The organism is Bacillus sp. RCC_6_1, assembly GCF_041360755.1.
GTDB lineage: Bacteria > Bacillota > Bacilli > Bacillales > Bacillaceae_G > Bacillus_A > Bacillus_A cereus.
In genome coordinates this window covers 171,262-197,911 of sequence record NZ_JBFUPV010000009.1, presented here as the reverse complement: position 1 = coordinate 197,911, position 26,650 = coordinate 171,262, and the positions used below count along the sequence as shown (strand labels likewise).

Sequence of the window (26,650 nt, the reverse complement as noted above, 5' to 3'; positions counted from 1 at the left end):
TCGTTGCATCGCCAGTGCGGTACTCATGTAGGAAAGCTACACTCCGTGTCCTCCTGGCAAATGCGCCTCGACCTGCTTGGTTCTCTTAATCCTCCTTTTTAAACCTTTATTGATATGGATGTTAAAAAAGTCCGGTTAAGATAACCTTCGCATGTCGTCGTTGCATCGCCAGTGCGGTACTCATGTAGGAAAGCTACACTCCGTGTCCTCCTGGCAAATGCGCCTCGACCTGCTCGGTTCTCTTAATCCTCCTTTTTAAACCTTTATTGATATGGATGTTAAAAAAGTCTGGTCGAGATAACCTTTTATTGATATGAAAAAGCAAACTAGGAGCATAGCTTCTAGTTTGTACTTATTTAATTATTGGGGGATGAAATATGAATGTTTTAGTAATTGGCCGCGGTGGGCGTGAGCATGCTTTAGCTTGGAAGTTTGCACAATCTGAAAAAGTAGAAAAGGTATATGTAGCACCAGGTAATGAAGGTATGAGAGATGTTGCAACACCAGTTGATATTGATGAAAATGATTTTGATGCATTAGTTTTATTTGCAAAAGAGAATAATGTTGAGTTAACTTTCGTTGGACCAGAAATTCCGCTTATGAATGGAATTGTTGATCGTTTTAAAGAAGAGGGACTTCGCGTATTTGGTCCGAATAAAGCGGCTGCTGTTATTGAAGGTAGTAAAGCTTTTACAAAAGAGCTTATGAAAAAGTATGATATTCCAACTGCGGCGTACGAAACTTTTACAGATTATGAAGAAGCAGTACAGTACATTCAAAAAGTTGGTGCACCAATCGTTATTAAAGCTGACGGCCTAGCTGCTGGTAAAGGTGTAACGGTAGCGATGACGCTTGAAGAGGCATTACAAGCTGTGAAAGAAATGCTGCAAGATGTGAAATTCGGCACGGCAAGTAAGAAGGTCGTTATTGAAGAGTTTTTAGATGGACAAGAATTTTCATTAATGGCATTCGTGAATGGAACAACTGTACATCCAATGATAATCGCCCAAGATCATAAAAGAGCTTTTGATGGTGATAAAGGACCAAATACGGGCGGAATGGGTGCATATTCTCCAGTACCACAAATTCCAGAATCAGCAGTTCAAGAAGCGATTCAAACCGTATTGCATCCAACTGCTAAGGCGATGATTGAAGAAAACCGTTCGTTTACAGGTATTTTATACGCAGGTCTTATTTTAACAAATGATGGTCCGAAGGTAATTGAATTTAATGCACGCTTCGGTGATCCTGAAACAGAAGTTGTATTACCTCGATTAGAAAACGATTTAGTTGATGTATGTAACGCTGTATTAGATGAAAGTGAACTAACGTTACAATGGTCAGAAGAAGCGGTAATCGGTGTTGTACTTGCTTCTAAAGGATATCCAGAAGCATATAAAAAAGGTGATATTATTAGCGGACTAGATGCACTGCAAGATGTGATTGTTTTCCATGCAGGTACAGCAATGAAACATGGGGACTTTGTAACGAACGGTGGCCGTGTATTATTTGTTGCTTGTAAGGCAAATAGTTTACAAGAAGCAAAAGATAAAGTATATAAAGAAATCGGTAAAATTGAGAGTGATGGTCTATTTTATCGAAGTGATATAGGATATCGTGCAATTGGGCATGAGATGACGAAAAGTTAATATGTAAAAATCCCGCTGAGGAATCAGCGGGATTTTTTATGCATCTTTATCTTTTTTTAATTTCCCTTTTTGCTTTGCCATTTCTCGAAGTAAATACTCGATGTGTGCATTGACGCTACGAAATTCATCATTTGCCCATTTTTCGATGACTGCGTGTAATTCAGGATCAATACGTAATGGAAAGCTTTTCTTTTTAGCCATAATTACTTATAGCCCTTAGTATAGGCTTCCTGTATTAATAACTGGCTGCGCACCTTTATCTGAAACGATGGCAACTAATAAGTTGTTTACCATATTTGCTTTACGCTCGTCATCGAGTTCTAGTACGCCTTCTTCATCTAACATATGGATGGAATCTTTCGCCATCTTCACAGCACCTTCAACAATTTCTTTTCTAGCAGCTAATACTGCTTTTGCTTGCTGGCGTTGTAGCATTGCATGGGCAATTTCTGTTGCGTAAGCTAAGTGCGTTAAACGAGTTTCTAATACTTCTACACCAGCAATTTCAAGACGCGCCTCTAACTCACGTTTTAATTCTTCAGAGATTTCTTCAGTATTTCCGCGTAACGTAACGCAGGTTTCATCTTGGAAATTGTCATAAGGATATTTTGTTGCAACATGGCGGATTGCCGTTTCGCTTTGAATTTCTACAAATCGATCATAATGTTCAACACCAAACATTGCTTTTGCAGAATCAACAACTTTATATACGATAACAGCTGCAATTTCAATTGGATTTCCATCAACGTCATTTACTTTTAATTTTTTACTGTTAAAGTTTTCAACACGTAAAGATACAGTTTGACGGAATGCGAACGGAATCGTTAAAAATAAACCGTTTTGACGAATTGTTCCTAAATAATTACCGAAGAACGTAATAACCTTCGCTTGATTCGGTTGAACAATACCGATACCTGTAGCGAGAACTGCGGCTAATATAATAGTTAGTGCCGCTCCTATGAAAATTTCTTGTGCAAGGAAAAATACACCGATAGCAGCTAAAATCAAAATTCCAATAATACCGAGAAAACCATTTACATAAAATACTTGTTTTTCTTTCATATGATCGCCTCCTGATATAAAAATGATATCACTTTTATATCATTTTAAGCAAGAGGTATGCATCTAATTTTCTGAATTTTATTGGTTGATATCTTTTATATACATTTTAAGGTTCAAAAAGAGAATATACGTTCTGTTTTATGGTAAAATAAAGAAGACTTAACCGCCCACTGCAGCAGCTAAGTCCCTTTGAGAGCATCTTGCATCGTGACAAATGATTCAAAGCGGTTTTGCCAGGATTATATCTTCAATCGCTGACTCAATCTCTTTGTCAGAAGCGTCATAACTTCCTTTTGACTCTGGCTTGTCATGAGTGGAAGTTTGATTCACTTCTTCTTTAGCATGTCCTTTTTCACCAAAATTCATGCTAGGCATTTTAAATGCCCCCATATTCATGTATTTTCCGAATTTCCACATTTCAACAACAGGGCAGAAACGAACAATTCCTTCTGCAACTTTCATTGCACCAATCCATAGAAAAATGTTAGACCAAGTGCACCACGGCTTGCGTACAAGTTTAGTTGCACTACATCCGAAGAGGACGAGCCCAAGTGTAATTCGAATTAGAGCGTTTATTGTCCCGATATTTTGCTTCATTAGAAAAACACTCCTTTTTATGAAAGTTGAAATAGATAATACTATTTCTCTTATTAGTATCCCGTTTGATTTTTGGGATATGTAATCCAACATTTGACGTGGAAAAAGATGTTGGATTGTGCGTGTGTGTAAGTAACTTTTTTTGTTATAATGAAAGAATGCATAAAAGGAACTTCAAAATTAAATCCTCTAGTTTAAAAAATATGGAAGAGGTAATTCCAAACTTAATTCTCCGTTTTAAACAAATATTTAAGATGAAGTTAAAACAATAATGATGAAAATAAACTGTTATTTTGAACAGAAATATATATAACTAGAGAAAAGGAAGGGTGTTTTCATGTACGATATTTCCGGATGGAAACATGTATTTAAGCTTGATCCAAATAAGGAGTTAAGCGATGAACATTTAGAAATGATTTGTGAGTCTGGAACTGATGCGGTTATTGTAGGCGGAAGTGATGGAGTTACAATTGATAACGTATTACACATGCTAGTTAGCATTCGTAGATATGCAGTTCCTTGTGTATTAGAGGTTTCTGATGTAGAAGCAATTACACCAGGATTTGATTTTTATTACATCCCAAGTGTTTTAAATAGCCGAAAAGTAGAATGGGTAACAGGTGTTCATCATGAGGCATTGAAAGAATTTGGGGATATTATGGACTGGGACGAAATTTTTATGGAAGGGTATTGTGTTTTAAATCCAGAAGCGAAAGTAGCCCAGCTTACAGAAGCGAAATGTGATTTAACAGAAGATGACGTTATTGCATATGCTCGTTTAGCAGACAAGCTATTACGTTTACCGATATTTTATTTAGAATATAGCGGTACGTATGGAGATGTTGAACTTGTTAAAAATGTAAAAGCAGAATTGAAACAAGCTAAGTTATATTATGGCGGTGGTATTTCTAATGCAGAACAGGCGAAAGAAATGGCACAATATGCTGATACAGTAGTTGTTGGAAATATTATTTATGATGATATAAAATCGGCGTTAAAAACAGTTAAAGCAGTAAAAGGAGAGTAGGTGCAGGCGTATATGAGTATGACAGATAAGTTATTAAACGGTTTAAATCCACAGCAACAAAAAGCAGTACAAACAACGAATGGACCACTTCTATTAATGGCAGGTGCAGGTAGTGGTAAGACACGTGTGTTAACACATCGTATTGCGTATTTACTTGGTGAAAAAGGTGTAGCACCATGGAATGTACTAGCTATTACCTTCACAAATAAAGCAGCTCGTGAAATGCGTGAGCGTATTGATACACTTGTGGGACCAGAAGCAGAAGATATTTGGATTTCGACGTTCCACTCTATGTGTGTACGTATTTTACGACGCGATATCGATCGTATTGGTATTAATCGTAACTTTACAATCTTAGATTCAGGTGATCAGCTAACTGTAGTCAAAAAAATTATGAAAGAGCGCAATGTTGATCCGAAGAAATTTGAGCCGCGCTCTATTTTAGCGGGTATTAGTAATGCGAAAAATGAACTGTTATCTGCGGATAAATATGCAAAAAAAATTACAATGGCTGATCCATATGAAAAATTAACGAGCGATGTATACACAGAGTATCAAAAACGTCTTTTGAAAAATAATTCATTAGACTTTGATGATTTAATTATGACGACGATTCAGCTATTTGAACGTGTTCCAGAAGTATTAGAGTTTTATCAGCGTAAGTTCCAATATATTCATGTTGATGAGTATCAAGATACGAACAAAGCGCAATATCTTCTTGTTAAACATTTGGCAGCGCGTTTTAAAAATCTTTGCGTTGTGGGTGACTCTGACCAGTCTATTTATCGCTGGCGTGGTGCAGATATTTCTAACATTTTGTCATTCGAAAAAGACTATGAGAATGCACAAGTAATTCTGTTAGAACAAAACTATCGTTCGTCACAAAATATTTTAAATGCAGCGAATGCTGTTATTGAAAAAAATACGAATCGTAAGCCGAAGAAATTATGGACAGACAATCAAGTTGGAAGTAAAATCTCGTATTATCGTGCTGCAACTGAAAAGGACGAAGCGTATTTTGTTGCAAAAAAAATTCGTGACGATATTCAAATGGGGAAACGAAAATATACTGATTTTGCAGTGCTATATCGTACGAATGCTCAGTCTCGTATGGTCGAGGAGATTTTCCTTAAATCTAACATTCCGTATAAAATTGTCGGGGGTACGAAGTTCTACGATCGTAAAGAGATTAAAGATATTTTGGCGTACTTACGTTTAATCGGTAATCCAGATGATGAAATTAGTTTTGCACGTATTATAAATGTGCCAAAGCGTGGCATTGGTGCGACTTCTATCGATAAAATTATTAATTACGGTGTGCAAAATGGAATTTCATTAACTGCTGTATTTGATGAGATTGAGCATGTTGGAGTAAGTGCAAAAATTACAAAGGCAGTAAAAGAATTCGCGAATTTATTAAATAACTGGGTAAATATGCAAGAGTATTTATCTGTTACAGAATTAGTAGAAGAAGTTATTGAAAAAACAGGCTATCGCGATATGTTGAAAAATGAACGTTCTTTAGAAGCGGAAGGTCGTTTAGAAAACTTAGACGAGTTCTTATCTGTTACGCAAACATTTGAATCTCAAAGCGAAGATAAGAGCCTTGTTGCATTCTTAACAGATTTAGCACTTGTTGCTGATATTGATCGTGTAGATGAAGACCCAACTGCTGGTGAAGAAGTTATTTTAATGACGATGCACTCGGCGAAAGGATTAGAGTTCCCGGTTGTCTTTATTGTTGGCTTAGAGGAAGGGATATTCCCTCATACTCGTTCTCTTATGGAAGAGGATGAAATGCAAGAAGAACGTCGTCTTGCTTATGTAGGTATTACTCGTGCAGAAGAAGAGCTATATTTATCTAACGCGCAAATGCGTACATTATTTGGTAGAACAAGTATGAACGCTGCGTCTCGATTTATTACAGAAATCCCGACAGAACTAGTGGAATCATTAAATGAAACAGCGCCGAAGCGTGAAACATCGTTTGGTACAAAAGGCAGAACGGCAAGTAGCGGCAAAACGACAATCACAACAGCAACACGCTCTCGTTCAGCTTTCGCGCGCCCTGCGGCTAAGACGACAGGCGGCGAACAAATTGGCTGGGCAGTAGGAGATAAAGCTTCCCACCAAAAATGGGGAGTCGGTACAGTTGTAAGTGTAAAAGGTGAAGGTGATGCAAAAGAATTAGATATTGCGTTCCCAAGCCCAATTGGTGTTAAACGTTTGTTAGCAAAATTTGCACCTGTGACGAAACAATAGGAAAGGAATGAGGATATGTCAAAAGAGATAGTAAAAAAACGTATAGAAGAATTACGTGACTTGTTAAATACATTTAACTATCAATATCACGTATTAGACAATCCTTCTGTTTCTGATGCGGAATATGACCGTAATATGCAGGAGCTTATAAAATTAGAAGCAGAGAACCCAGAGTTTATGAGTGAAGATTCTCCCTCCGTTCGCGTTGGGGGGACTGTTCTTGATATATTTGAAAAAGTAACACATAAGTCACCAATGTTAAGTTTAGGAAATGCATTTAACGAAGGAGATTTACGTGATTTCGATAGAAGAGTACGTCAAGGAATTGATGGTGCGAATGTAAGATATATATGTGAATTAAAAATTGACGGGCTTGCCGTTTCGCTTCATTATGAAAAAGGACGCTTCATTCAAGGGGCAACACGTGGTGATGGTGTAACGGGTGAAGATATTACTCAAAATTTAAAAACGATTAAAGCTATCCCACTTCGTTTAAATGAAGAAGTAACGTTAGAAGCACGAGGCGAAGCTTATATGCCGAAGCGTTCATTCGTTAAACTAAATGAAGAAAAAGAGCAAAATGGAGAAGATGTATTTGCGAATCCGCGTAATGCAGCAGCAGGTTCAATACGTCAACTTGATCCGAAAATTGCAGCGAAGCGTAACTTATCTATGTTTGTGTATGGTCTTGCGAATGTAGAAGAAAAAACAATTTCATCACATAGTGAATCGCTGGATTTCTTAGGTGAACTTGGATTTAAGACAAATCCAAATCGCCGTACATGTGAAACAATTGAAGAAGTTATAGCTTATGTAGAAGAATGGCAAGAAAAACGTCCGCATCTTGATTATGAGATTGATGGAATCGTTATAAAAGTAGATGATGTTGCTCTTCAAGAAAGTCTAGGAACTACAGCGAAGAGTCCAAGGTGGGCGATTGCTTATAAATTTCCGGCTGAAGAAGTTGTAACGAGATTAACAGGCATTGAATTAAGTGTTGGCCGAACAGGGGTTGTAACACCGACTGCAGAACTAGAGCCAGTGAGAGTTGCTGGTACGATTGTTCGTCGTGCTTCTTTACATAACGAAGATTTAATTCGTGAAAAAGACATTCGAATTGGTGACTACGTTGTTGTGAAGAAGGCTGGAGATATTATTCCTGAAGTTGTGAACGTTATTTTTGATAAGCGTACTGGTGAGGAAGAAGAATACCGCATGCCAACTCATTGTCCAGCATGTGAGAGTGAACTTGTTCGTTTAGAAGAAGAAGTAGCACTTCGATGTATAAATCCGACTTGTCCGGCTCAAATTCGAGAGGGATTAATCCATTTCGTTTCAAGAAATGCGATGAATATTGATGGACTTGGAGAACGTGTCATTACACAACTCTTTGATGCAGATTACATTCGTACATTTGCTGATTTATATGCATTGACGAAAGAGCAATTATTACAGTTGGAACGTTTTGGTGAAAAATCAGCAACAAACTTAATACAAGCAATTGAAAATTCTAAAGAAAACTCGTTAGAGCGATTATTATTTGGTCTTGGAATTCGCCACGTTGGAGCGAAAGCAGCACGTACATTTGCAGAGCACTTTGAAACGATGGATGAGCTTGTAAAAGCAACGGAAGAAGAACTAAAAGCAATTAATGAAATTGGCGAAAAAATGGCTCAATCTGTTGTGACATATTTTGATAATGAAGATGTATTAGAGTTATTACAGCAGTTTAAAGAGTATGGCGTGAATATGACATACAAAGGTATAAAAATTGCAGATTTACAAAATGTTGAATCTTACTTCGCAGGAAAAACGGTTGTTTTAACAGGTAAGCTAGAAGTTATGGGACGAAGTGAAGCGAAGAAGAAGATTGAGGCATTAGGTGGAAAAGTAACAGGAAGTGTTAGTAAGAGTACGGATTTAGTTGTTGCAGGTGAAGCAGCTGGTTCGAAATTAGCACAAGCGGAGAAACATAATGTTGAGGTTTGGAATGAAGAGAGGTTCTTACAAGAGCTAAATAAGTAAGAGGTGCAAACTTACCATGAAAAAAATAGCATTAGCGGTATTAAGCCTTGGCCTACTTGTAAGTGGGTGTAGTGCAGGTGCCGACAAAGATGAAAAAGTGGCTGGGAAATCGGGGAAAGCAAAAGAACAATCAGTTGTTCCAAAATACGCTATTTCGGATGAATATTATAAGACGACTATTCCATTTGATGGTGGAAAGGCACGTGGTTTAGTGGTGCAAGGGTTAAATAGTCGCCTTGATATAGATGAATTTGAAACAGGATTAATGCGAATTGCAAAAGAATCATTTAGTACGAAAGATAATTTTTTAAAAGGCGGAAAAGCTCTAGATACTCAAACTATACAGATGCTTGTTAAAAGAAAACGTACAGATGCTGAACAAAAGGAACTAGAGGAAAAATTAAAAAAAGATGCAGTTAAATTTCCAAATATAGGATTAAATCCTGCATTAGGAACAGGATCCGAATCACTAGAAGTGAAAAATAAAAAAAATCCAATATATATTTCAAATATTTTAGAGCATGATTATTATGTGAAAAAAGGCGATAACGGCGAGGAACGTGTTGGTATGGTAGTTGGATTAGCGATGAATTCTGTTCAATATTTTAACGAAGAGCATGGTTACCCACGTGAAGCTGCAATCCCAGATGAAAAGATGTTAGCTGAAGGGAAAAAAATGGCGCAAGAAATTTTGAAAGTCATACATCAAAAAGAACCTGAAACAAAAAATATTCCGATAACATTTGCGATTTATCGCCAAGCTCCAAAGTCTTCGCTCGTGCCAGGTAATTTTGTTTCTTATGCAAATGTCGAAAAAGGTAGTGAAACGGTTGAAGATTGGAAACAAATTAATGAAAAATATTATTTGTTCCCATCAGAGCAAGCGAAAACAGATAATAAACGTGAAGATCTTGCAAGAGTATCCAACTTTAAGGCAAAACTAAGCGATTATTTCCAAGGCGACTATACAGCTGTTATTGGTACTGGTATGTATAGAGATGATGAATTAAGAGAAATGAAGCTTGATATTCCTGTCCAGTTTAATGGAAAAGCGGAAATAGTTGGTTTTACACAATATGTGGCAGGGCTTGTTATGGAATACTTCCCGAATTATATGAAAGTACAAGTAACGATTAAATCTGTAGAACGCCCAGAAGCTATTATTATACGTGAAGCAAAACAAGATGAACCACTTGTGAAAATTTTAGATTAAATATGAAGGCTGTTCCTCTATGGAACAGCTTTTTTTCTTATGTAATTTTGTTATAATTTAAAATGTTGTAAAAAATAGGGGTAAGGGGTAAAGCTCATGGAAGAATTAAGTTTTCAAGTCATTATTTTATTAATTGCATTCGGTTTTTTAGCAGCTTTTATTGATTCCGTTGTTGGAGGAGGAGGGTTAATTTCGCTTCCTGCACTTATGTTTGTTGGCCTATCGCCAGCTTCGGCAATTGCAACGAATAAATTAGCGGCAACAATGGGGACGTTTACGAGTGCGATGTATTTCATTCGATCAGGAAAAGTTGATTTTAAAATTGTAGGAAAGTTAATCCCGTTAACTATTGTTGGAGCTGTTGCAGGTGCTTTAGTAGTAAAATTTATTCCATCGGATATTTTACGCCCATTAGTACTTGTAATGTTGGTATTTATTGCTATTTATATTATTGCAAAAAAGAATTGGGGAAGTGTGTCTACCTATAAGAAGATGACGCAAAGAAAAACATTAATATTTTTCTTTGCTATTTTAATGATAGGATTTTATGATGGGTTTTTTGGACCAGGGACAGGGTCGTTTTTAATTTTTGCATTTTTATTAATTGGCTTGGATTTTATTCAAGCGGCAGCATCTGGAAAACTTTTGAACTTTGTTAGTAATATTGTATCTTTAATTACTTTTTTATTCTTAGACATAATTCATTTTGAATACGGTATTATCATGGGATTATCAATGATCTTAGGTGCTTATTTTGGATCGAAGTTTGCGGTTCAAAAAGGTGTTGGATATGTAAGGACTTTATTTTTATTAGTTACTATATTATTGATCGGGAAAAATGTTTTGGAATATACTCATATTTTGTAGATTCATACGCATGTATGAATCTCTTTTTTTATTATATTTTAAAAATTTATTAATTTTTAAAATATAAGTCTAGGAATATTTGAATAAATCTAAATTATCGTGTAGAATAATGTTGTAAAATGTAAACGTTTTTCTAAGGGGAGGCTAAAAAAATGGTAGTAGCATACAAACATGAGCCATTTACAGATTTTTCAGTGGAGGCTAACAAATTAGCGTTTGAAGAAGGTTTAAAGAAAGTAGAATCTTATCTTGGACAAGACTATCCATTAATTATCGGGGGAGAAAAAATCACTACAGAAGACAAAATTGTTTCTGTAAACCCTGCAAATAAAGAGGAACTTGTTGGTCGTGTTTCAAAAGCAAGCCGTGAGTTAGCTGAAAAAGCAATGCAAGTAGCGGATGAAACATTCCAAACTTGGAGAAAATCAAAGCCAGAAATGCGTGCAGACATTTTATTCCGTGCTGCAGCAATCGTTCGTCGCAGAAAACATGAATTCTCTGCTATTCTTGTAAAAGAAGCAGGTAAGCCATGGAATGAGGCAGATGCTGATACAGCAGAAGCAATCGACTTTATGGAATATTATGGTCGTCAAATGTTAAAATTAAAAGACGGTATTCCAGTAGAAAGCCGTCCGATTGAATATAATCGTTTCTCTTACATTCCATTAGGAGTAGGTGTTATCATTTCTCCTTGGAACTTCCCATTCGCAATTATGGCAGGTATGACAACAGCTGCTTTAGTTTCTGGTAACACAGTATTACTAAAACCAGCTAGTACAACTCCTGTAGTAGCAGCGAAATTTATGGAAGTATTAGAAGAAGCTGGCTTACCAGCTGGCGTAGTAAACTTCGTTCCAGGTAACGGTTCTGAAGTTGGTGACTACTTAGTAGATCATCCTCGTACACGTTTCGTAAGCTTCACGGGATCTCGTGATGTAGGTATCCGCATCTATGAGCGTGCAGCGAAAGTAAACCCAGGACAAATTTGGTTAAAACGCGTTATCGCTGAAATGGGCGGTAAAGACACAATCGTTGTTGATAAAGAAGCAGATCTTGAATTAGCAGCTAAGTCTATCGTTGCATCAGCATTCGGATTCTCAGGACAAAAATGTTCTGCATGTTCTCGTGCAGTAATCCATGAAGATGTATACGATCACGTATTAAATCGTGCTGTTGAATTAACAAAAGAATTAACAGTTGCTAACCCAGCAGTATTAGGTACAAACATGGGTCCTGTTAATGACCAAGCTGCATTTGATAAAGTAATGAGCTATGTTGCAATTGGTAAAGAAGAAGGTAGAATCTTAGCAGGTGGCGAAGGAGACGATTCTAAAGGCTGGTTCATCCAACCAACAATCGTTGCTGACGTTGCAGAAGATGCTCGCTTAATGAAAGAAGAAATCTTCGGACCAGTAGTAGCATTCTGTAAAGCGAAAGACTTCGATCATGCACTTGCAATTGCAAACAATACGGAATACGGTTTAACAGGTGCTGTTATTACTAACAACCGTGACCATATTGAAAAAGCACGCGAAGACTTCCACGTTGGTAACTTATACTTCAACCGTGGATGTACTGGTGCAATCGTAGGTTACCAACCATTCGGTGGCTTTAACATGTCTGGTACAGACTCTAAAGCTGGTGGACCTGATTACTTAGCACTTCACATGCAAGCAAAAACTACTTCTGAAACTTTATAAGAAATAGTAGAGGAGCTCTTCACAGAATGTGAAGAGCTCCTTTTAAAATTGAACCCCCATATATTACCGTCGTTCGAAGAGAATGAGCTAAAACCTATTAATAGCGGGATAAACATGTAAACAGAAATAAAATAATGAGAAAAGTTGACTTATTAGTCATATTTTTTAGTATTCATTTTGAGAATTTCCTGTATAATACAATTTGAAAGAAAATCTATGGTTCGACAAGGAACACTCCTTTCGGTTTTGCTCACTGAAAGGAGTGTTTTTTTATGTAGCTAAAAATTCTTGCGTGCTTATTACATTTGCATATACGCCATTTAAACTAGCTAAAATTGTATTGTGAATATAAACAGCTGGTATAGTAGCGTTCTTAAAAGAAAGGTCTTTTGTAGCACAAGCGTCATGTATAACGGTACATTGAAAGCCAAAATCGAATGCAGCCCTTACTGTTGCATCGATACACATATGAGTCATCATCCCGCATACAACGACATGTTCAATATTAAAACGTTTTAATTGCTCTAGAAGATTAGTTTCTCGGAAGCTATTTGGATAATGTTTGACTATAACTGTTTCTTCTCTAAGTGGACGTACGCTTTCGTGAATATGTACACCTTCTGTATTAGGTAGGAAAAAAGTAGCGTCATCTTTTATAGCTACGTGTTGGATATGAAAAATAGGTTCGCTGTTTGTTCTAAATTGTTGTAATAACTGATTAGCATATTCGCTTGCTTCTACTGGATTACGCAATTCCATCTTTCCATTTGGAAAATAATCGTTTTGAATATCGACGAGTAAAAGAGCTGTTTTCATATATTTATCTTCCTCCGAGTTTCATATTCAAATAAATTTATTCAATTCGTAGAGAGGATTCTCCTGTTTAAAAATATGAGGAAGAAGAATTTTAAATAACCTTGAAAGTTACTATTTTTCAGATGAATATTCATCTGAAAATTTTAATAAAGGAATAATTAATATTTTTCTAAAAAATGTATTGACTCTTATTATTCTGAGTTCTATAATGAGAATTAATTAAACGACAATTAAATCGATACATTCTTATCCAGAGAGGTGGAGGGACTGGCCCTACGATACCTCAGCAACGGGTTTTTTAATACCGTGCTAACTCCAGCAAGCCATATAAAGGCTTGGAAGATGAGAAGATGTGAACGAGTACATATAAGTGCTCTCCTTCTTATCTTTATGGTTGATAAGAAGGAGGGCACTTTTTATTTTACCTCGAAAGCTCTGCTTCAAGTTTTTACAGCATATAGGAGGGAAAAAAATGATTTCTTTTACCAATGTAAGTAAAGTGTATGAATCAGCTGGCCAATCTGTTCATGCGGTGGAGGATGTAACATTATCAGTTGAGAAAGGCGAAATTTTTGGCATTATCGGTTTTAGTGGCGCTGGAAAGAGTACGTTATTACGCTTAGTAAATATGTTAGAGAGACCGACGGCAGGAACGATTTCAATAGATGATAAAGATATTACATCATTATCGACGAAAGAATTGCGTAAACTAAGACAAAGAATCGGAATGATTTTTCAAAGTTTTAATTTATTTAATTCAAGAACAGTATTTGGAAATATTGCTTATCCATTAAAGTTAGCGAAAGTACCAAAGAATGAGATAAAAGAAAGAGTAAATGAACTGCTGAAGTTTGTAGGGTTAGAAGATAAAGCAAACTATTATCCAGAGCAGCTATCAGGTGGGCAAAAGCAGCGTGTGGGCATTGCTAGAGCACTTGCGACATCGCCAGATATTCTTATATGTGATGAGGCAACATCAGCCTTAGATCCAGAAACGACGACAGAAATTCTAAACTTATTAAAGAAAGTAAATCGAGAATACAATTTAACAATTCTTCTTATTACACATGAAATGCATGTTGTGAAAGAAATTTGTCACCGTGTAGCTGTAATGGAGAAGGGGAAAGTTATTGAAGAAGGAAAACTGTTTGATGTTTTCACGCAACCAAAAACAAAGACGACTCAAAACTTTGTACGTTCTGTCATTAATGATCATTTACCGGAAAGTGTTCTAGCGAAAATTCAAAATGGTGGTCAAATTTATCGTCTAACATTTACTGGTGAGGAGACAGGACAGCCGGTACTATCATATATCGCAAAAAACTATAACGTCGATGTAAATGTACTGTACGGAAATATTATTGAACTTCAAAATGTGCTATTTGGAAATCTTCTTGTAGAGTTGCAAGGTGAGCAGAGGGAAATTCAAAAAGCATTACAACATCTAAGACTGCAAGTGCAGCTGAAGGAGGTAGAAGCTCATGCGAGTTGATTGGAGTATATTTTGGCCGCGCATACTAGATGCGACGGGGGATACCCTCTTAATGGTAATTGTAACCCTTATATTCGCTACAATTCTGGGTATACCTCTAGGTTTACTTTTGTATGTAACGAGAAAAGGAAACTTTTTAGAAAATAAATGGGTCTTTTCTATTCTTAACATCATAATTAATACAATTCGTCCGGTACCATTCATTATCTTTTTAGTAGCCTTAAGTCCACTAACAAGAAGTGTTATCGGAACGACGATTGGAACAGCAGCGGCAATTTTCCCGATGACGTTAGTCGCATCAATTGGTATTGCTAGAATGGTTGAAACAAACCTTGTTTCCGTTCCGAAAGGAGTAATTGAAGCAGCGCAAGCAATGGGAGCCTCACCAATTAGAATTGTTTTTGAAATCCTTGTACCAGAAGCGTTAGCACCATTAATCTTAGGTGTCACATTTATGACAGTTGGTTTAATTGAATTCTCTGCAGTTGCTGGGCTTGTCGGTGGTGGCGGTCTTGGTGACTTGGCAATGACATATGGTTATCAACGTTTTGATACATCAGTTATGTTCGTAACGGTCGTGTTACTTATCATTCTCGTACAGATAGCTCAAAATTTAGGAAACTACTTTGCGAAAGTCTTGTTACGCAGATCATAAAAAGGAAGAGAGGAAAAGAAAATGAAGAAAATTTTAGCATTTGCATTATCAGCGATTGTAGGAGTCTCAGCATTAAGCGGCTGCTCAAGTGGAGACACGGGTGCAGGAGCGAAAGAAAAAGTAGTTCGCGTCGGTGTAACTGGAACGGATGGAGACGCTTGGGAAATTTTGAAGAAAAAAGCTGAAAAAGAAGGGATTAAGATTAAACTGGTCGAGTTCTCTGATTACACAACGCCAAATAAAGCGTTAGCTGATGGAGATATTGAATTAAACTCATTCCAGCATATTGCTTTCTTAGAGCAATTTAAAAAAGAGCATAAGTTAGATATTACAGCTGTTGGTACAACGCAAATTGCGCCAATGGGTTTATACTCTGAAAAATATAAGAAAGCAAATGAAATCCCAGATGGTTCAGAAATTGCAATTCCAAACGATCCAACGAACCAAGCACGGGCATTAAAACTTCTTGATGCAGCTGGATTATTAAAGCTTAAAAAAGACTTTGGTCTATTTGGAGATCCAAGTGGTATTGCTGAAAATCCGAAGAAATTAAAAATTACACCGGTTATCGCACAGCAAACACCTCGTGTGTTAAAAGATGTAGCGGCATCAGTTATTAATAACGGTGTTGCTGGTCAAGCTGGATTAGATCCAGCGAAGGATCCTATTTTCTTAGAAGATCCAAAGAATGAAAATGCAAAGCCATATATTAATATTTTTGCAGCTCGTAAGAAAGATAAAGATGATCCAACATTGAAAAAAGTAATTGAACTATATCATTCAAAAGAAGTAACAGACGCAATTAAGAAAGAAACAAATGATGGTTCCATTTCAGTAGATCTTTCACTTGATGAGCTTGAAAAAATCGTAAAATAATCATTGGGTTTAATGGACTAACAGAAGGAACCCCTCCGCTGTTAGTTCGTTCAACATATAAACTTAACAAACAAACCCTAATTCTGTACCTTCCAATTTTGTATAACATAGAATCCAATGTTTGTTAAGTAGAGTGATAGACCAGGAATTTTCCTGGTCTTTTTTTATGAATGAAAGTAGCTAGCGAACAGTAAGGTGATCCAAATTATAATGGGATAAGAAAATAAGCTGAAAAGGAGTGTAATTACGAATTGCTTTGGATGAATTAAGTGTTTTTTTGATAAAAAAAAGAAAATAGAAAAGAGAGTAATGAAAAATGCTGATATTACGCCGGGGTTATAAGAGCGATAAATGAAAAACAAAATAATATGTTGAACAGAGTTGAAGAAGATGGCCCCTTGTATAAAAATAATCCAGCATATAGAAGACAAGAAGTTAAGTTGATATAGAAAGACGATAAGTAATACAAAGATTGTTAATACGGAAATGGCGATGAAAAATTGTTGGCTAGTTATAAGACGGATTGAAAATTGATTAGCAAGGTATTGTGGCATTTGGAAAGCTTCTTCAAGGTTATGAATGAAAAATAATAAGGGAATGATCCAGAATATAGTAGTGGAATGTTTTTTCATCAATTTACATCACTCCAATAAAGTATAGAAAGCCTAAAAAAAGGCCCTCTATACAGAGATGGTTATTCAATTATGATATTTTTTAAATTAACTTCATGATGCTCTCGTTCTTTCAGATAAGCAGCTAGTTCCTCTTGTAAAATATTTAATATTTGCTTAGCTGATTGTTGGATTGGATTAGGTAGCTCTTCTAATATATGCATCCCGACTTTTACTTTTGTACGAATTACCCTTCGTAGTAATTCCTCATGCATGTACTACACCTCCAAACCGAATATTTAGTACATCTTCTTCAAATTTTGCTCCTTGAATAGAAAGGTGTGTTAATGTTTTTGGTAACGTGATGTTCCGTTTAACAGAACCCGCTCGAATAATAAGTTCATCACCTTTTTGATTTAAGGAAAGTTCACTTTTGTTTGAGAAGGGAATGGACAGAACGAAAATATACTCATCGCCATCCTTTTTTACATATTGAGTGCGCCCGTTAAATTTTACTTTTGTAGGGGAATGATCAGTTTTAAATAAAGAATCTCCTACACGTTCTAACATAGACAAACCAACAACTTCTTGTTCAAACATTGGAGCTTCGTAAATAGGAAGGGGTTGAAAACTATCTTTAATTAATGTTTTATATTTCTTCTGTGTATCTTTCCATGCCTGAAAATAAGGATCGGTGACAGTGTTAGGGATGACGCGGTTAATCATAATGGCATCTACGTTATAATCGTATAAATTCAAATAAGTAAAGCTGCGCTGGGCTTCTTTAATGACCATTTTTTCAGGATTTACAACGATGCGGATACTTGTTACTTCTCGATTTGATAAAATATCTCTCATTTCTCCGAGCTGTTCAAGTGTACTTGTTAATTCGTCCATAATATCGTCGGTTGGAAGAGGGACACCAAGGAGTGGTTGAGCTACTGGACGAACGACTTTTAAAACTTTTCTTTTAATAGGAAATAATTTTTCCATCCACCAGCCGAGCATGTCTGGAAAGCTTAGCATTGCTAATGTTTCTCCTGTAGGGGCACAATCAATAATGATAACATCATATGTGTCTTGCTTATAATAATCGAGTACGCGAAGTAGGCTAATTAAATCTTCCATACCGGGAAACATCGTTAATTCTTCTGTTGTAATATCATCAGCTGCTTTAGAAGTGAAGAGTAGTGTAATATATTTCTGTAATTTTCCCCAGCCTTTTTCCATTTCATAAATCGTATTAATTTCTTGTGCCCACAAATTTTCACGAATTTCTAGTGGTTCAGAAGATAGCTTTATACCAAATGAATCTCCTAAACTATGAGCAGGATCTGTGCTCATTACTAATGTTTTTAATCCTTGTTTCGCACTTTGAATTGCTGTTGCTGCTGAAATGCTAGTTTTTCCTACGCCGCCTTTACCTGTATACAAGATAATTCTCATCATTCATATCCCCTTTGTTTCGAATGTCGAATATTACGAGTGTCGAAGTAAATGGTTGAATAAAAACCCAGATAGGGTTTTATTCAATCGGAATGTTTTTCATTTTAGGTGTAGAAATCTTTTCTTCTGTTTTTTGCTGTGACGTAGCGATGTGATTCATGATTTTTTGGAAGATTTGTAGTAAGAATGCTTTTTCTTCTTCTGATAATGCTTCTGTTACTAAGCTAAAGTAATGGGCCGCATTTTGTTTTACTTCTTGAACGAGTATTACGCCGTTTTCTGTTAACCGAATTAATACAATACGTCGGTCATTTTCATCACGGTAGCGTTCAATATATCCCTTTTTTACAAGGCGATTTACAACGCCCGTTGTTGTACTCATCGGTATATCAAGAAGATCAGCAATTTTCGTCATTGTAATATCTGTATTTCGTTCCATCCAAAGTAAACAAAATACTTCTGTTTTAGAAAGTGTTAAATCTAGGCTTACCCATTCTTCAGGATAGAAAAGTTTCTTGGCGTTATCTAGCAGTAAGTCTAAAAAATGTTCATATTGCAACAATTAATTCCACTCCCGTATATTTCGAGGTTCGTAATATTTATTTTTATTTTATGTAGAATAGAAATAATTGTCAATGATTTTAATTGTTTTTTCAGATTAGGCAGAAAACTTTCTTTAAAATAGTATTCTTTTATGATAGATTTATAAATATAAAACGAGAATTTACATAAAAATCCATCATGGTAAATATACTTATCTATAATGGGTATGCAGCTAACGAGGGGGAGAACGATGAGAAGACGTAATACGCAAGCGTTCACGTTTTTAGCATGGACTTCATTTGTTTGTGCGATTTCAGGTATGCTAATTGGGATTTATACGTTAGATGAAACGCTTAGTGTAAAAGGATACTATTTAATTGGAACATTATTTTTAACGATGTCTTGTTTTGTATTACAAAAAACAATTCGTGATAATGAAGAAGATAACGAGAGATTTCCGAAAAATAAACCGTTAGATAAAGAGTAAATTGTAAAGAAAGGCATTTGCCTTTCTTTTTTTATGTAAAAATGGCGTAAGTACTCTGTGTTGACTTGCTTGAAGTACTGAAAATTTGGTATCATCAATAGTATTGTAGATTGAACGATATATTATGGAGGTGGCCTAGCCGTGTCAAGAATTTCCGTTGAGAATGTAAAGCACGTAGCACATTTAGCACGTCTTGCAATTACTGATCAAGAAGCAGAAAAATTTCAAAAACAACTAGATGCAATTGTTACATTTGCAGAACAGTTAAATGAATTAGATACAACAGATGTAAAACCAACAACTCATGTATTAACTATGAAAAATGTTATGCGTGAAGATGTACCAGAAAAAGGTTTACCAGTCGAAGAAGTATTAAAAAATGCACCGGATCACAAAGATAATCAAATCCGTGTTCCAGCAGTATTAGAATAGAGGAGGGGAATTTCGATGTCATTATTTGATCATTCAGTATCAGAGTTACATAAGAAGTTAAACAACAAAGAAATTTCCGTTACGGATTTAGTAGAAGAATCTTACAAACGTATTGCGGATGTTGAAGATAACGTAAAAGCTTTTCTTACATTAGATGAAGAAAATGCACGCGCAAAAGCGAAAGAATTAGATGCAAAAATCGGCGCTGAAGATAATGGTTTATTATTCGGTATGCCAATTGGTGTAAAAGATAACATTGTAACTAACGGTCTTCGTACAACTTGTGCGAGCAAAATGTTAGCAAACTTCGATCCAATTTATGATGCGACAGTTGTGCAAAAGCTAAAAGCTGCTGACACAATTACAATCGGTAAATTAAACATGGACGAGTTCGCAATGGGTTCTTCAAATGAAAACTCAGGATTCTACGCTACGAAAAACCCATGGAACTTAGATTACGTTCCGGGCGGATCTAGTGGTGGTTCTGCAGCAGCTGTAGCAGCAGGAGAAGTACTATTCTCTCTAGGTTCTGATACGGGTGGTTCTATCCGTCAGCCAGCTGCATATTGCGGTGTTGTAGGTTTAAAACCAACTTATGGACGCGTATCTCGTTACGGATTAGTAGCATTCGCATCTTCACTTGACCAAATCGGACCGATTACACGTACAGTAGAAGACAATGCATACTTATTACAAGCTATTTCAGGTATTGACCGCATGGATGCAACTTCTGCAAACGTTGAAGTTGGAAACTATTTAGCTGGTTTAACAGGCGATGTTAAAGGTTTACGCATTGCTGTACCGAAAGAATACTTAGGCGAAGGTGTTGGCGAAGAAGCTCGTGAGTCAGTACTAGCTGCTTTAAAAGTATTAGAAGGTATGGGCGCAACTTGGGAGGAAGTATCGCTTCCACACTCTAAATACGCTCTAGCAACGTATTACTTACTATCTTCTTCTGAAGCATCTGCGAACCTTTCACGCTTTGATGGCGTGCGTTACGGTGTTCGTTCTGATAATGTAAATAACTTATTAGATCTTTACAAAAACACACGTAGTGAAGGTTTCGGTGATGAAGTTAAACGTCGTATTATGCTTGGTACATTTGCGCTTAGCTCTGGTTACTATGATGCATATTACAAGAAAGCACAACAAGTACGTACATTAATTAAAAACGACTTTGAAAATGTATTTGCTAACTATGATGTTATTATTGGACCAACAACGCCAACTCCGGCATTTAAAGTGGGCGAAAAAGTTGATGATCCAATGACAATGTATGCAAATGACATTTTAACAATCCCAGTAAACTTAGCGGGTGTTCCAGCGATTTCTGTTCCATGTGGATTCGGTGCTAACAACATGCCACTTGGTCTACAAATCATTGGTAAACACTTCGATGAAGCGACAATTTACCGCGTTGCACATGCGTTTGAGCAAGCAACAGACTATCATACAAAAAAAGCAAGTCTGTAAGGAGGCGAGCATAGATGAATTTAGAAACAATTATTGGTTTAGAGGTTCACGTTGAGTTAAAAACAAATTCGAAAATTTTCTCTGCGAGTCCAACAGAATTCGGAGCGGAGCCAAATACACAAACAAGTGTAATTGACTTAGGATACCCAGGGGTACTTCCTACTTTAAATAAAGAAGCAGTTAACTTTGCAATGAAAGCTGCAATGGCATTAAACTGTGAAATCGCAACGGAAACGAAGTTTGACCGTAAAAACTATTTCTATCCAGATAACCCGAAAGCTTACCAAATCTCTCAATTTGATAAGCCAATTGGTGAAAATGGTTGGATTGAAATCGAAGTAGACGGTAAAAAGAAACGTATCGGTATTACACGTCTTCATTTAGAAGAAGATGCTGGTAAATCAACGCATACAGCTGATGGTTCATTAGTAGACTACAACCGTCAAGGTATGCCTTTAATCGAGATCGTATCTGAGCCAGATATGCGTACGCCAGAAGAAGCATATGCATACTTAGAGAAGTTAAAATCAATCATTCAATACACTGGTGTATCTGATTGTAAGATGGAAGAAGGTTCCTTACGTTGTGATGCGAACATTTCTCTTCGTCCAGTTGGACAAGAGAAGTTCGGTACAAAAGCGGAACTGAAAAACTTAAACTCATTCACTTACGTACAAAAAGGTCTTGAGCATGAGCAAGTGCGCCAAGAAAAAGAACTGTTATCTGGTGGCATCATCCAACAAGAAACACGTCGTTATGATGAAGCAACAAAGAAAACAATCTTAATGCGTGTGAAAGAAGGATCTGACGATTACCGTTACTTCCCGGAGCCAGACTTAGTTGAACTTTACATCGATGATGAGTGGAAAGAAGCAGTTCGAGCTTCTATTCCAGAACTTCCAGATGCACGTAAAGCTCGCTACGTTGCAGAATTAGGCTTACCAGCTTATGATGCACACGTGTTAACATTAACGAAAGAGATGTCTGATTTCTTTGAAGCAACTGTTGCAGACGGTGCTGATGCGAAATTAACATCGAACTGGTTAATGGGTGAAGTACTTGCATACTTAAACAAACAACAAAAAGAATTAAAAGACGTTGCATTAACGCCTGCTGGTTTATCTAAAATGGTTCAATTAATTGAAAAAGGTACAATTTCTTCTAAAATCGCGAAGAAAGTATTTAACGAATTAATTGAAAAAGGTGGAGACCCAGAAGAAATCGTTAAAGCGAAAGGTCTTGTTCAAATTTCTGACGAGGGTACACTTCGTAAAGTTGTAACAGAAATTCTTGATAATAATGAGCAATCTATCGAAGACTTTAAAAACGGTAAAGACCGTGCAATTGGCTTCTTAGTTGGTCAAATTATGAAAGCTACAAAAGGACAAGCAAATCCACCGCTTGTTAACAAAATCTTACTTGAAGAGATTAATAAGCGATAATAGTAGTGACTTTTAAAGATTAAGCAGAAAAACACCCGTACATGGGTGTTTTTCTAGGTTAATCAAACGTTTGTTTAAATGAGACAAAATCGTTTAAACAAACGTTTGATTAACTGTCAAAAGTGGAAAAATGTTTGTATAGCAACTATGGTATGATAGTTGCAAAAAGGTGGGAATAATGATAAATCTAAACATAGAGGTTTTTTTCATCTCATGAAATAATAGATAGTTATTATTCGTTATATGTAAATTTTTATGGAAGAATGGATAGAAATAAAGTGAAACTTTAATCAGTAGGAGGTTCATCCACCATTGATTATTAGCCCTCACCAATCGGGCATTTACTGCCCGCAAATAGCGGGATAAATTTTGGAGTCAAATAAAAAACCATTGAAATGAATATTTACTTTTGATGGACTACACGAATCGGGTTCTTACTGCCTGTTTGAGCGGGATAAAAGAAGGATAGCAAGATGAGAGGAGGTAGGCATGGGAATACTGAATAGAAGTTCAGTATGTTCTTTTTCGATACATAAAGAAATTTCCTGTGCTAATAAATGATGAAGCGAGCAAGAATTATTTATAATCCTACTTCGGGGCGTGAGCTATTTAAGAAGAGCTTACCAGAAGTATTACAAAAATTAGAACAAGCTGGCTATGAGACATCTTGTCATGCGACAACGGGTCCTGGAGACGCTACTGTGGCGGCGAGGCAAGCTGCGGATCGTAAGTTTGATGTTGTTATTGCGGCTGGTGGCGACGGTACATTAAATGAAGTAGTAAACGGTTTAGTTGGGCATGAATTCCGTCCGAAATTTGGAATTATTCCAGTTGGAACGACAAATGACTTTGCACGTGCAATTGGTGTACCTCGTTCTATTGAAGAGGCAGCAGATATTATTTGCGAAGGAAAAACAGTGCCATTAGACCTTGGTAGAGCGAACGATACATATTTTATTAACATCGCTGGTGGCGGTCGTATTACAGAATTAACATACGAAGTACCGAGTAAGTTAAAGACAGTATTAGGACAACTTGCTTATTACCTAAAAGGTATCGAGATGTTACCATCATTGCATCCGACATATGTTGAAATTGAGTATGATGGAAAGTTACTACAAGAAGAAATTACGATGTTTTTAATTACGAATACCCGTTCAGTAGGTGGATTTGAAAAGGTAGCACCGTATGCATCTATTAACGATGGGTTATTTGACCTATTAGTACTGAAAAAAGGTTCTATCGCTGATTTAATTAAAGCAGCAACACAAGCACAACGTGGTGAACATATTAATAATCCAAAAGTGTTATATACACAAGCGAACCGAATTAAAGTACATTCACCAGATAAACTAATGATTAATTTAGATGGTGAGTATGGTGGAGATGCACCGATGGAATTCGAAAATATATATCATTGTTTAGAACTATTTGTTCCTGAACATCAAGAGGATGCCCTGTAAAGGCATCCTTTTTACTTTGTTAAAATGAATTGTAAATTGGGAGTTAGTTTGATTTTTATGGTATTTTTACAATTCTTTTATTTTACATCCATACTTTATTGATACACTGGAAGAGATAAGAAATGAGAGGTAGGGTGCTATGGAGAAGGTAAAGGCGATATTATTTGATAAAGATGGGACATTAATGGATTTTCATTCAATATGGATAAAAGTAGCTGAAGAACTTGTAGCTGAATGTATAAGTTTATATCATTTACCAAGTACAATGCGGCAGACCTTATTAGAAGAGATTGGTGTAGAGGGAGCATTTGTTAATCCGAGGAGTGCAATAGCTGCTGGAACAAGCCTTGATGTAGCGAAGGGGCTTTGTAATTATATTGAGTCTGCTAGAGAAGAAGAGATGCATCATTGGGTAAGTGAGAAGTTATTTTCCCTTATGTATGAGCATCGTTCGCATATGAAAATGACAGCAGATTTACCGAAAGTGTTACAGGCATTAAAAGATAAAGGATTTATATTAGGGGTTGTCACGGCGGATGATTTCGCACCAACAGAATTATTTTTAAGACAATATAAGTTGGAGAACTTTTTTGATTATATTATAGCCTCGGATACATTCCCTGCGCAAAAACCAGATAAAAAGATTATAGAAGTGTTTTGTGAGAAATTTAATTTAGCATCATGTGAGGTTGCGGTTGTTGGAGATACGCCAACTGATTTACATTTAGCCAAAAATGGCGATTGCTATGCAATTGGGGTGCTATCTGGTACGGGAGACCGTCCAACATTAGAACCACTTGCTGATTTAGTGTTAGATTCTGTTGGAGAGTTTATTTCTCAATCGGGTGAGTTTTTCTGGGAGAAAGAAAAGTCTAATGTGTAAGGAAAATAAGTCTATAAAGACTCTTAATGAGTCTTTATAGACTTATTTTTTATGCCTGGATACAAAGAATATAGGATAAATGCTAGAAAAGAAAGTTGGCATACATTTTGCAATAAAAAGAGAAAACAATGTAAAGAAAAGGATGGGGTACGCAATGAACACAAAAAAATTTGCTAAAGTAAATGAACAAATTCCAGGACCGAAAGCGGCATCTTTATTAGAACGCCGTCAAAATATAGTACCAAAAGGAGTAAGTAACGGCATCCCAACGTTTGTACAATCTGCAAATGGTGCTCTTGTAACAGATGTTGATGGTAATCAGTACATTGATTTTGCAGGAGCAATCGGGACAATTAACGTAGGGCATTGTCATCCAGCGGTTAAAGAAGCGCTCCATAAACAAGTCGATCAATACATTCATACTGGATTTAATGTCATGATGTATGAGCCATATATTGAATTAGCGGAAAAGCTTGCGGCATTGGCACCAGGAAGTTTCGATAAGCAAGTCCTCTTTTTAAATAGTGGTGCAGAAGCAGTTGAGAACGCGGTGAAGATCGCTCGTAAATATACGAAGAGACCTGGTATTATCGCATTTTCTAAAGGTTTCCACGGGCGTACATTAATGACAATGACGATGACAAGTAAAGTGAAGCCATATAAATTTGGGTTTGGTCCCTTTGCTCCAGAAGTATATAAAGCACCATTTCCATACGAATACCGTCGCCCAGAGGGATTAACGGAAGAGCAGTATGATGATTTTATTATTGAAGAGTTTAAGAACTTCTTCATATCGGAAGTAGCACCAGAAACAATTGCAGCTGTTGTAATGGAACCTGTTCAAGGGGAAGGTGGATTTATCGTCCCAAGTAAGAAATTTGTTCAAGAAGTACGCCGCATTTGTTCAGAGAACGGCATCTTATTTGTAGCGGATGAAATACAAACAGGCTTTAGTCGTACAGGAAAATATTTTGCAATTGATCACTATGATGTCGTTCCAGATTTAATTACAGTGTCTAAATCGTTAGGTGCTGGTGTACCGATAAGTGGTGTCATTGGACGTAAAGAAATTATGAATGAGTCTGCACCAGGTGAACTTGGTGGAACGTATGCAGGAAGTCCACTAGGATGTGCGGCTGCATTAGCTGTTCTCGATGTAATAGAAAATGAGAAATTAAATGATAGAGCGATAGAATTAGGAAAAGTCGTAATGAACCGATTCGAAGAGATGAAAAATAAATATCATTGCATCGGCGATGTGCGTGGGTTAGGTGCAATGTGTGCATTTGAGGTCGTTCAAGATTGTAAGACGAAAGCACCTGACAAAACGTTAACGGCTAATCTATGTGCAGAAGCAAATAAGCGTGGGTTACTGTTATTATCAGCAGGAACATATGGAAATGTTATCCGTGTGTTAATGCCTTTAGTTATTACAGATGAGCAACTTGAAGAAGGATTAACAATAATTGAAGAATCATTGCAAGCTTGTTATGAGCAAACAAACATCGCTCGCGTTTAAAAAATGAAGTATAAATAGCAAACATTCTAGCTGACTCTATATTAAATGCAGAAAATTCACTTTATAATAAAGGTAGTGAAGTGGATCGATGGATTTGAAGTTAGGGGTGG

The 26,650-nt window shown here is 36.5% G+C and carries 24 protein-coding genes, 1 pseudogene and 1 riboswitch; of the genes and pseudogenes, 17 read left to right on the top strand and 8 right to left on the bottom strand.

The genetic code is table 11. The features are described from left to right. Positions 1-377 precede the first annotated feature (377 nt). On the top strand, positions 378-1,649 hold the full coding sequence (gene purD, locus AB6801_RS22525; protein ID WP_097999064.1) for a phosphoribosylamine--glycine ligase: 1,272 nt from the start codon (positions 378-380) through the stop codon (positions 1,647-1,649). Between the two features lie 36 nt (positions 1,650-1,685). Here purD and AB6801_RS22520 read toward each other — a convergent pair whose 3' ends face one another. The 3 genes from AB6801_RS22520 to AB6801_RS22510 form a co-directional block, all read right to left on the bottom strand. Further along, positions 1,686-1,850, bottom strand: a complete 165-nt coding sequence (locus AB6801_RS22520) for a type II toxin-antitoxin system antitoxin (protein WP_001085171.1) — start codon at positions 1,848-1,850, stop codon at positions 1,686-1,688. Between the two features lie 15 nt (positions 1,851-1,865). Beyond that, the gene (locus tag AB6801_RS22515) at positions 1,866-2,711 is read right to left on the bottom strand and encodes an SPFH domain-containing protein (protein ID WP_000660669.1); all 846 of its coding nucleotides are present in this window, start codon (positions 2,709-2,711) and stop codon (positions 1,866-1,868) included. A gap of 219 nt (positions 2,712-2,930) precedes the next feature. Continuing rightward, on the bottom strand, positions 2,931-3,308 hold the full coding sequence (locus tag AB6801_RS22510; protein WP_000812348.1) for a YgaP family membrane protein: 378 nt from the start codon (positions 3,306-3,308) through the stop codon (positions 2,931-2,933). Between the two features lie 337 nt (positions 3,309-3,645). On the opposite strand from AB6801_RS22510, the gene pcrB reads away from it, so the two are divergent. The 6 genes from pcrB (at position 3,646) to pruA (ending at position 12,402) form a co-directional block, all read left to right on the top strand. Continuing rightward, entirely contained in the window at positions 3,646-4,335 is a 690-nt protein-coding gene (gene pcrB, locus AB6801_RS22505; protein ID WP_000272102.1) for a heptaprenylglyceryl phosphate synthase, read from the top strand. A gap of 12 nt (positions 4,336-4,347) precedes the next feature. Continuing rightward, on the top strand, positions 4,348-6,597 hold the full coding sequence (gene pcrA, locus AB6801_RS22500) for a DNA helicase PcrA (protein WP_002100669.1): 2,250 nt from the start codon (positions 4,348-4,350) through the stop codon (positions 6,595-6,597). Positions 6,598-6,612: 15 nt separating this feature from the next. Beyond that, on the top strand, positions 6,613-8,622 hold the full coding sequence (gene ligA, locus AB6801_RS22495; RefSeq protein WP_000031613.1) for an NAD-dependent DNA ligase LigA: 2,010 nt from the start codon (positions 6,613-6,615) through the stop codon (positions 8,620-8,622). Between the two features lie 16 nt (positions 8,623-8,638). Continuing rightward, on the top strand, positions 8,639-9,835 hold the full coding sequence (locus tag AB6801_RS22490; protein ID WP_000717034.1) for a CamS family sex pheromone protein: 1,197 nt from the start codon (positions 8,639-8,641) through the stop codon (positions 9,833-9,835). A 96-nt stretch (positions 9,836-9,931) separates the two neighbouring features. Then, on the top strand, positions 9,932-10,702 hold the full coding sequence (locus tag AB6801_RS22485) for a TSUP family transporter (protein WP_000391975.1): 771 nt from the start codon (positions 9,932-9,934) through the stop codon (positions 10,700-10,702). A 152-nt stretch (positions 10,703-10,854) separates the two neighbouring features. Next, positions 10,855-12,402: an L-glutamate gamma-semialdehyde dehydrogenase gene (pruA, locus tag AB6801_RS22480; protein ID WP_000259555.1), complete on the top strand. Its 1,548-nt coding sequence runs from the start codon at positions 10,855-10,857 to the stop codon at positions 12,400-12,402. A 250-nt stretch (positions 12,403-12,652) separates the two neighbouring features. Here pruA and AB6801_RS22475 read toward each other — a convergent pair. Further along, a pseudogene (locus tag AB6801_RS22475) lies at positions 12,653-13,218 on the bottom strand (cysteine hydrolase family protein). Between the two features lie 243 nt (positions 13,219-13,461). Next, positions 13,462-13,567: riboswitch (SAM riboswitch) on the top strand. A gap of 123 nt (positions 13,568-13,690) precedes the next feature. Here AB6801_RS22475 and AB6801_RS22470 point away from each other — a divergent pair. From AB6801_RS22470 to AB6801_RS22460, 3 genes are read left to right on the top strand one after another with little or no spacing between them, the layout of a single operon-like run. Continuing rightward, positions 13,691-14,710, top strand: a complete 1,020-nt coding sequence (locus AB6801_RS22470) for a methionine ABC transporter ATP-binding protein (protein ID WP_000623013.1) — start codon at positions 13,691-13,693, stop codon at positions 14,708-14,710. Next, positions 14,700-15,365, top strand: coding sequence for a methionine ABC transporter permease (locus tag AB6801_RS22465; RefSeq protein WP_001261865.1), 666 nt, complete (start codon positions 14,700-14,702; stop codon positions 15,363-15,365). The genes AB6801_RS22470 and AB6801_RS22465 overlap by 11 nt, the downstream gene beginning before the upstream one ends. Before the next feature lie 21 nt (positions 15,366-15,386). Next, positions 15,387-16,241, top strand: coding sequence for a MetQ/NlpA family ABC transporter substrate-binding protein (locus AB6801_RS22460; protein WP_000721594.1), 855 nt, complete (start codon positions 15,387-15,389; stop codon positions 16,239-16,241). A gap of 164 nt (positions 16,242-16,405) precedes the next feature. Here AB6801_RS22460 and AB6801_RS22455 read toward each other — a convergent pair whose 3' ends face one another. From AB6801_RS22455 to AB6801_RS22440, 4 genes are all read right to left on the bottom strand, one after another. After that, positions 16,406-16,873 carry an HXXEE domain-containing protein gene (locus tag AB6801_RS22455; RefSeq protein ID WP_001986283.1) on the bottom strand — a complete coding sequence of 156 codons (468 nt, stop codon included), beginning with the start codon at positions 16,871-16,873 and terminating at the stop codon, positions 16,406-16,408. A gap of 62 nt (positions 16,874-16,935) precedes the next feature. Then, positions 16,936-17,127, bottom strand: coding sequence for a DUF3926 domain-containing protein (locus AB6801_RS22450; RefSeq protein ID WP_000544105.1), 192 nt, complete (start codon positions 17,125-17,127; stop codon positions 16,936-16,938). Next, positions 17,120-18,301: an ArsA family ATPase gene (locus AB6801_RS22445; protein WP_002102676.1), complete on the bottom strand. Its 1,182-nt coding sequence runs from the start codon at positions 18,299-18,301 to the stop codon at positions 17,120-17,122. The genes AB6801_RS22450 and AB6801_RS22445 overlap by 8 nt, the downstream gene beginning before the upstream one ends. Positions 18,302-18,377: 76 nt before the next feature. Next, positions 18,378-18,860, bottom strand: a complete 483-nt coding sequence (locus tag AB6801_RS22440) for a MarR family winged helix-turn-helix transcriptional regulator (RefSeq protein ID WP_000942472.1) — start codon at positions 18,858-18,860, stop codon at positions 18,378-18,380. Positions 18,861-19,091: 231 nt separating this feature from the next. Between AB6801_RS22440 and AB6801_RS22435 the strand changes: the two genes are divergently transcribed. From AB6801_RS22435 to gabT, 7 genes are all read left to right on the top strand, one after another. Then, positions 19,092-19,328, top strand: a complete 237-nt coding sequence (locus tag AB6801_RS22435; protein ID WP_001254391.1) for a YiaA/YiaB family inner membrane protein — start codon at positions 19,092-19,094, stop codon at positions 19,326-19,328. 141 nt (positions 19,329-19,469) lie between these two features. Next, positions 19,470-19,760 carry an Asp-tRNA(Asn)/Glu-tRNA(Gln) amidotransferase subunit GatC gene (gatC, locus tag AB6801_RS22430; RefSeq protein WP_000086999.1) on the top strand — a complete coding sequence of 97 codons (291 nt, stop codon included), beginning with the start codon at positions 19,470-19,472 and terminating at the stop codon, positions 19,758-19,760. A gap of 15 nt (positions 19,761-19,775) precedes the next feature. After that, positions 19,776-21,233 (top strand): Asp-tRNA(Asn)/Glu-tRNA(Gln) amidotransferase subunit GatA, encoded by a 1,458-nt coding sequence (gene gatA / locus AB6801_RS22425; protein WP_000051441.1) that lies wholly within the window; start codon positions 19,776-19,778, stop codon positions 21,231-21,233. Between the two features lie 14 nt (positions 21,234-21,247). Next, entirely contained in the window at positions 21,248-22,675 is a 1,428-nt protein-coding gene (gene gatB / locus AB6801_RS22420; RefSeq protein ID WP_001047685.1) for an Asp-tRNA(Asn)/Glu-tRNA(Gln) amidotransferase subunit GatB, read from the top strand. A gap of 557 nt (positions 22,676-23,232) precedes the next feature. Then, the gene (locus AB6801_RS22415; RefSeq protein ID WP_000977679.1) at positions 23,233-24,138 is read left to right on the top strand and encodes a diacylglycerol kinase; all 906 of its coding nucleotides are present in this window, start codon (positions 23,233-23,235) and stop codon (positions 24,136-24,138) included. A 139-nt stretch (positions 24,139-24,277) separates the two neighbouring features. Next, positions 24,278-25,021: an HAD family hydrolase gene (locus AB6801_RS22410; RefSeq protein ID WP_000416668.1), complete on the top strand. Its 744-nt coding sequence runs from the start codon at positions 24,278-24,280 to the stop codon at positions 25,019-25,021. A 154-nt stretch (positions 25,022-25,175) separates the two neighbouring features. Continuing rightward, complete coding sequence (gene gabT, locus AB6801_RS22405; RefSeq protein ID WP_002102677.1) at positions 25,176-26,540, top strand: 4-aminobutyrate--2-oxoglutarate transaminase; 1,365 nt, start codon at positions 25,176-25,178, stop codon at positions 26,538-26,540. The last annotated feature ends 110 nt before the right edge of the window (positions 26,541-26,650 follow it).

Bases quoted from the DNA above. Each gene is read 5' to 3' on its own strand.
- pcrA (WP_002100669.1), top strand. From the start codon at position 4,348: ATGAGTATGACAGATAAGTTATTAAACGGTTTAAATCCACAGCAACAA.
- purD (WP_097999064.1), top strand. From the start codon at position 378: ATGAATGTTTTAGTAATTGGCCGCGGTGGGCGTGAGCATGCTTTAGCT.
- AB6801_RS22470 (WP_000623013.1), top strand. From the start codon at position 13,691: ATGATTTCTTTTACCAATGTAAGTAAAGTGTATGAATCAGCTGGCCAA.
- AB6801_RS22515 (WP_000660669.1), bottom strand. From the start codon at position 2,711: ATGAAAGAAAAACAAGTATTTTATGTAAATGGTTTTCTCGGTATTATT.
- AB6801_RS22435 (WP_001254391.1), top strand. From the start codon at position 19,092: ATGAGAAGACGTAATACGCAAGCGTTCACGTTTTTAGCATGGACTTCA.
- AB6801_RS22450 (WP_000544105.1), bottom strand. From the start codon at position 17,127: ATGCATGAGGAATTACTACGAAGGGTAATTCGTACAAAAGTAAAAGTC.
- ligA (WP_000031613.1), top strand. From the start codon at position 6,613: ATGTCAAAAGAGATAGTAAAAAAACGTATAGAAGAATTACGTGACTTG.
- AB6801_RS22510 (WP_000812348.1), bottom strand. From the start codon at position 3,308: ATGAAGCAAAATATCGGGACAATAAACGCTCTAATTCGAATTACACTT.
- AB6801_RS22410 (WP_000416668.1), top strand. From the start codon at position 24,278: ATGGAGAAGGTAAAGGCGATATTATTTGATAAAGATGGGACATTAATG.
- AB6801_RS22455 (WP_001986283.1), bottom strand. From the start codon at position 16,873: ATGAAAAAACATTCCACTACTATATTCTGGATCATTCCCTTATTATTT.
- AB6801_RS22520 (WP_001085171.1), bottom strand. From the start codon at position 1,850: ATGGCTAAAAAGAAAAGCTTTCCATTACGTATTGATCCTGAATTACAC.
- gabT (WP_002102677.1), top strand. From the start codon at position 25,176: ATGAACACAAAAAAATTTGCTAAAGTAAATGAACAAATTCCAGGACCG.
- AB6801_RS22460 (WP_000721594.1), top strand. From the start codon at position 15,387: ATGAAGAAAATTTTAGCATTTGCATTATCAGCGATTGTAGGAGTCTCA.
- pruA (WP_000259555.1), top strand. From the start codon at position 10,855: ATGGTAGTAGCATACAAACATGAGCCATTTACAGATTTTTCAGTGGAG.
- gatA (WP_000051441.1), top strand. From the start codon at position 19,776: ATGTCATTATTTGATCATTCAGTATCAGAGTTACATAAGAAGTTAAAC.
- AB6801_RS22465 (WP_001261865.1), top strand. From the start codon at position 14,700: ATGCGAGTTGATTGGAGTATATTTTGGCCGCGCATACTAGATGCGACG.
- AB6801_RS22415 (WP_000977679.1), top strand. From the start codon at position 23,233: ATGATGAAGCGAGCAAGAATTATTTATAATCCTACTTCGGGGCGTGAG.
- AB6801_RS22445 (WP_002102676.1), bottom strand. From the start codon at position 18,301: ATGATGAGAATTATCTTGTATACAGGTAAAGGCGGCGTAGGAAAAACT.
- AB6801_RS22490 (WP_000717034.1), top strand. From the start codon at position 8,639: ATGAAAAAAATAGCATTAGCGGTATTAAGCCTTGGCCTACTTGTAAGT.
- AB6801_RS22485 (WP_000391975.1), top strand. From the start codon at position 9,932: ATGGAAGAATTAAGTTTTCAAGTCATTATTTTATTAATTGCATTCGGT.
- gatB (WP_001047685.1), top strand. From the start codon at position 21,248: ATGAATTTAGAAACAATTATTGGTTTAGAGGTTCACGTTGAGTTAAAA.
- pcrB (WP_000272102.1), top strand. From the start codon at position 3,646: ATGTACGATATTTCCGGATGGAAACATGTATTTAAGCTTGATCCAAAT.